This is a genomic window from Streptomyces sp. NPDC016851 (assembly GCF_055562795.1).
Map to the genome: position 1 here is coordinate 1 of NZ_JBVHEP010000055.1, position 4,792 is coordinate 4,792.

Genomic DNA, 4,792 nt, shown 5'->3' on the forward strand with positions numbered 1-4,792 from the left:
TTAATAAATATAATGACCAGTTGAAGGAGAAAAAGGAGTTAAAACAACAGGTGGACACTCTAAAAATTGAGAACCGGTCTTACCAAAATGAGAATCGGGAATTGAAATTAGAGAACGGAAAATTGAAGGGAAAACTCGTGCAGATCAGCAAGGAGTTTTCTGTTTTTAAAGAGAGGGTGGGCAAAGTTTTACACGCTCAACTTGACCGAGTAAAAACGTTCTTGAGGATGAATGATGTAGACCGAAGTACAATCAAGTTCCTGGATGATAGGCAAGATAAATTAGTCCAGGACTCTTTAGAAAAAATGGAGAAGCCACAAAGGCAAAAAGGGATGGAGATGGAACGCTGATGAAGGTGAAACAATTGGTTGAGAAGTTGGAGAAACTAGACCAAGAGGGAGAATTAATGCTTTTTATGAGGGATAGAAAGAGACCTCATTTAGGTTCTGGAACTCTTATTCCAATAAAAGATATTGGTGTTTTTACAAGTGTTGACCAAGATTCAAATGAGGGCAAATATGCTCTTGAAATAAAGAAAGGCGAGTAGTTATCTACTCGCTTTATTTTAAGTTTTCACGTTCTCTAAGGGCTTTAAATTTATCAAATTGGCTTTTGTATTCAAAGTCCTTGTTTTCCTTTTTGCTGACAAGGATTTTACCATCGTATTTAGCAAATTTCTTTTTGTCATTGCCATCTGTCCAAGCAAGGTCTTCGTTCACTACATAGACGTTTGATGTTCCCATTTTTAAAACATTTAAAAATCCATTCTCCTCTAAAAGCTTTACTGCTCTGTAAACTGTTGACCTTGATTTGCCAAAATAATCTTCAAAAACTGCATAAGAACAAGCTAAAGCATTTCTGTTATCCATGTGTTCCAAGATAAAAAATAATAAAGAACTTGCGAAGTTATGATTTGCCATTAACCATCTTAATTCTGGCATGTTGTCACGATAAAGCTGGATGAAATTATGATTTTTCTTTTTCTCTTCAAATTGCTCTTTGTCTTTGTTTTCTTGCTGTTCAAGATCAATAAGTCTTTGAAGCATTTGAAGTTGTTCAGGGGTTAACTCAACATTAATTTTTCTCTGCTCGTCCAATTTACGCACCTCTGCTGGCATAGAATCCTTCTCTCCCTTGTTATGTATCATCAGCTGTGATACCTATATGTATAATTTATGACACATCATAGGTCAAAAATGAACTATAGTCAAGCAAAAAATGACACATCTTAATTCAACTATGTGTCACAAGCTATGACACATATACGTGTCACAAGCTATGACACATTACCTTAACTAAAACATTGATATATCAACATTTTTTCTGTGTTCCCTTCTATATCTCCTAAAGGGCTTTTCTCCACGCAAGGTTCGGGTAGTATTTTTCGGACAGACCACCGAAAAATCTCCACCCTTTTCTCCTTGCATTCCGAAATTTTGGCGGTGCTGTACTTTCGCCAAGCCGACGTACCTAAAACGAGGAATTCAGGAAATCGGCTTGCTCGAGCCATTATACCGCCAAAACCGCCAGAGCTTCCGTTCATAAATTTTCTCTTTTGCCTTATGGATCTACGCAATATGGGGGCTTCCCCCAAACCCCCTTGCCAGCCTCCACCCTAAAACAAGGGGAGAATTGATGGTGTTCGAATAAAAATCTTTGATATTTAGAAATCTAATTTTAAAGAAGGGAGTTGAGCTTTCATGAATAGTAACAGTAGCATTAATAAAAGTAATTTAAATTTATTAGCCGTAGTAGCACTAGGATTGACGACAATTTACACCGCAATATTAGCGACTCAATTAATGTCCACAAAACATAAAGTTGATTATTTATATTACAAAGAACATTTTCAAAAAAATAATAAGGGGAATAATAATTAATCGCTAAAACAATGAGAGGCGCTCTAGAAGGGGTAGAGTCCTGAAAATGCGGATTTACAACGGTAATGTAATTTTCACCCATAAATAAAGCCGATTTTAAGAAATCGACTGTTGAACTAAAGCTCCCTTTACTTTAAGTACATTTCTTCACAATCTTTAGATTAATTTATTGGATTATTTTTATGTGAAAGAGTGATATTAAATAAGAGCTTTAATTCGATTGACAAAAAAACCGTCCAGAAGGTATATTATATGTATCTAAGTTATGGAGGTTATTATGTCTATTTCAAAGCATGCTAATAAGAAAAAAAATATATTGATTGCTGCATCTGAAATTGTAAAAGAAGAAGGAGTTGTCAAACTCACATTAGAGGCAGTCGCCCAAAGAGCTGGCGTGAGTAAAGGTGGATTATTATACCATTTTCCTAGCAAGGAAGCATTAATTAAAGGAATGGTGGAAGATTGGACAAATAATTATTTCGAATGCATTAATACGTTAGTTAATAACGACGATGATAACGCAATAGGAAAATGGAATAGGGCTTATCTTAAATCTACATTTTCCGATTTAGAAAACAATAATCTAAATTCCGCACTAATGGCTGCTATGTTTATTAATCCAGATTTATTAGATGAATTCCGGCAGAGATACGATATTTTGCATACAAAGTTAATAACTGATGGAATTGATCCTGTCAAAATAACAATTACAAGATTATCCATAGATGGTCTTTGGTTTTCAGAAATATTTGGAATGGCACCATTAAATGAAGAACTAAAAACACAAGTTTTTGATGAACTAATAAACATGATTCAGGAGGACGAATAATGTCATATCTATATTTAGCACTTGCAATAGTGGGGGAGATTATTGGCTCTTCCCTATTAAAAGCATCTGAAGGCTTTTCAAAACTCTATCCTACAATAGGGGTAATAATAGCTTTCGTTGGTTGTTTTTTCTTTTTATCCTTGTCGCTAAAAACAATCCCCTTAAACACTGCATATGCATTATGGGCAGGTTTAGGACTTGTTTTGACTACAGTAATTTCAGTTTTAGTTTGGAAGGAAAAACTTAACATGGCTAGCATTGCAGGAATAACACTGATTCTTGTAGGAGTTGTAATATTGAATTTGTTTGGACCAGGACATGGAGAATCTGGTCATGAAGCAAGCGAAACTATTACAATGAATGAGACAATGGAATAACACATAAAAAAGTCCTTCTTAATAAAGAGAAGGACTTTTTAGCTTAATTAAGGGTATTTTTTGAAGTCCTTATTCAACAAACCTGCGTACGTTAGTTTAAGTGTATCACTTCACAATTCCAATAGAGTAGAGTTTATTGAGACATAATGAAATTAGCGTTTTAAATGACTTCTGACTGTCTCATAAGACTTGTATCAAATGCTTACCGTTGTAAATCCGCATTTCCCTGACGCTACCCCTAGAAGCGTCTTTTTTGCTTTTTAAGGGTTTTTACTAGGGGCAACCTCTTACAAAGGCGAGAGAGGCCCGTATGGCGTCTGTCAACGGTACCGGACCGAAGGGAGGATAAGGAGTTGATAGACTCACTTCACCAAGACCCTCTTGGTGTCTCAAAAGGCAACACCTTTTGAGCTGCCTACCGGCGAGGGAGCCCCTCAAGGATTGAGGGGTTGGGGAGTTCGATTAAGGGGGTCTGGGGAAGAGTTCCCCAGTGGGTTTGGGCAAAGCCCAAGGTTTGGCTTTTAGCGTCGCAGACCACATGAAACTTTGCGTGCAAAGTGTAGTGTGTTACACTTTCTATTAATCTATCGATTTTCAGAAAGGGTGCGTACCCCATGAGTTACTCCATTATCCGAATGCAGAAAATGAAATCAAATGGGATAAAAGGGATTCAATTTCACAACCAAAGAGAGAGGGAAAGTGAAACGAATCCCGACATCAATAAAGCTGATTCTCATCTGAATTATGACTTGATAAACGGTCAAAGGCAGATTGATTACAACGAGAAAATTAGCCAAGTAATTGAGGACAATGTGACCTCTGGAAAAAAGATCCGTAAAGATGCAGTTAAGCTGGCTGAATTCTTAATTACCTCTGACAAGGAATTCTTCGATAAAATTTCACCCAAAGAGCAGAAAAGGTATTTTGAAACGGCTCATGAGTTCCTTGCTGATCGATACGGTGAAAAGAATTTAATCTATGCGACTGTTCACTATGACGAGAAAACCCCTCACATGCACGTAGGCTTCGTTCCAGTAACGGAGGATGGCCGACTATCGGCTAAAGATTTCTTTGGCCAGAAAAAGCAACTGGTGAGTCTTCAGGACGATTTTAATCAGTACCTGAAGCAAAATGACTTTAATTTGGAAAGAGGGGTCTCGTCGAGCCGTAAACACGTGGAGACGGCTAAATATAAGGCTCAAACGTTTCAAAGCATGGAGAAGGAAGCCCAAGAGAAATATGAGCGGACAATGGGGCATATTCAAGAGATTGATGATAAATCGAAATCGATTGCGAATATCGAAGCTAAAAAGGTTCTAGGGCTTGTTGGAATGAAGGAACAAGACTACAAAAGCCTAGTCGATTATGCGACCAATGGTGTGGCTTATCAGCTACAAGCAGAGAATCTGCAGAAAGAGTTGGAAAAGACTCAAAAAGAAGTTACGCAGCTGAAAGCTGATATGCAAATTGGACAAGATAAAATTCGCTATTACTACAAAGATATTGAAGAGAATTTAGACTCCTTAGCAGAGAAAAAAGCACTGCAAAAAGTGAAGCAAACAGACATTGTAAAGAACTATGGAGACTTGATAGAAAAGTACAATGGACTCGTTAATAAATATAATGACCAGTTGAAGGAGAAAAAGGAGTTAAAACAACAGGTGGACACTCTAAAAATTGAGAACCGGTCTTACCAAAATGAGAAT

Annotated in this window: 6 protein-coding genes; 5 read left to right on the plus strand and 1 reads right to left on the minus strand. The window is 37.0% G+C overall.

Annotated features, from left to right (window positions below; genetic code table 11):
- Both ACZ3I3_RS41170 and ACZ3I3_RS41175 read left to right on the plus strand, forming a co-directional pair.
- On the plus strand, positions 1 to 350 hold a 350-nt coding region (locus tag ACZ3I3_RS41170), incomplete at its 5' end, for a hypothetical protein (protein ID WP_387225214.1).
- Between the two features lie 14 nt (positions 351 to 364).
- Positions 365 to 547, plus strand: coding sequence for a hypothetical protein (locus ACZ3I3_RS41175; RefSeq protein ID WP_350835256.1), 183 nt, complete (start codon positions 365 to 367; stop codon positions 545 to 547).
- Positions 548 to 560: 13 nt separating this feature from the next.
- Here ACZ3I3_RS41175 and ACZ3I3_RS41180 read toward each other — a convergent pair whose 3' ends face one another.
- The gene (locus ACZ3I3_RS41180) at positions 561 to 1,118 is read right to left on the minus strand and encodes a replication/maintenance protein RepL (protein ID WP_048558832.1); all 558 of its coding nucleotides are present in this window, start codon (positions 1,116 to 1,118) and stop codon (positions 561 to 563) included.
- 1,039 nt (positions 1,119 to 2,157) lie between these two features.
- Here ACZ3I3_RS41180 and ACZ3I3_RS41185 point away from each other — a divergent pair.
- The 3 genes from ACZ3I3_RS41185 to mobV form a co-directional block, all read left to right on the plus strand.
- Positions 2,158 to 2,709, plus strand: a complete 552-nt coding sequence (locus ACZ3I3_RS41185; RefSeq protein WP_000028029.1) for a TetR/AcrR family transcriptional regulator — start codon at positions 2,158 to 2,160, stop codon at positions 2,707 to 2,709.
- Positions 2,709 to 3,086 (plus strand): quaternary ammonium compound efflux SMR transporter QacH, encoded by a 378-nt coding sequence (gene qacH / locus ACZ3I3_RS41190; protein WP_000121134.1) that lies wholly within the window; start codon positions 2,709 to 2,711, stop codon positions 3,084 to 3,086. Before ACZ3I3_RS41185 ends, qacH begins: the two co-directional genes overlap by 1 nt.
- 614 nt (positions 3,087 to 3,700) lie before the next feature.
- The coding region (mobV, locus tag ACZ3I3_RS41195; RefSeq protein WP_387225218.1) for a MobV family relaxase at positions 3,701 to 4,792 on the plus strand (1,092 nt) is incomplete at its 3' end.

Excerpts from the sequence above, each read along its gene's own strand:
- ACZ3I3_RS41180 (WP_048558832.1), bottom strand. The coding sequence starts at position 1,118 with ATGCCAGCAGAGGTGCGTAAATTGGACGAGCAGAGAAAAATTAATGTT.
- ACZ3I3_RS41185 (WP_000028029.1), top strand. The coding sequence starts at position 2,158 with ATGTCTATTTCAAAGCATGCTAATAAGAAAAAAAATATATTGATTGCT.
- qacH (WP_000121134.1), top strand. The coding sequence starts at position 2,709 with ATGTCATATCTATATTTAGCACTTGCAATAGTGGGGGAGATTATTGGC.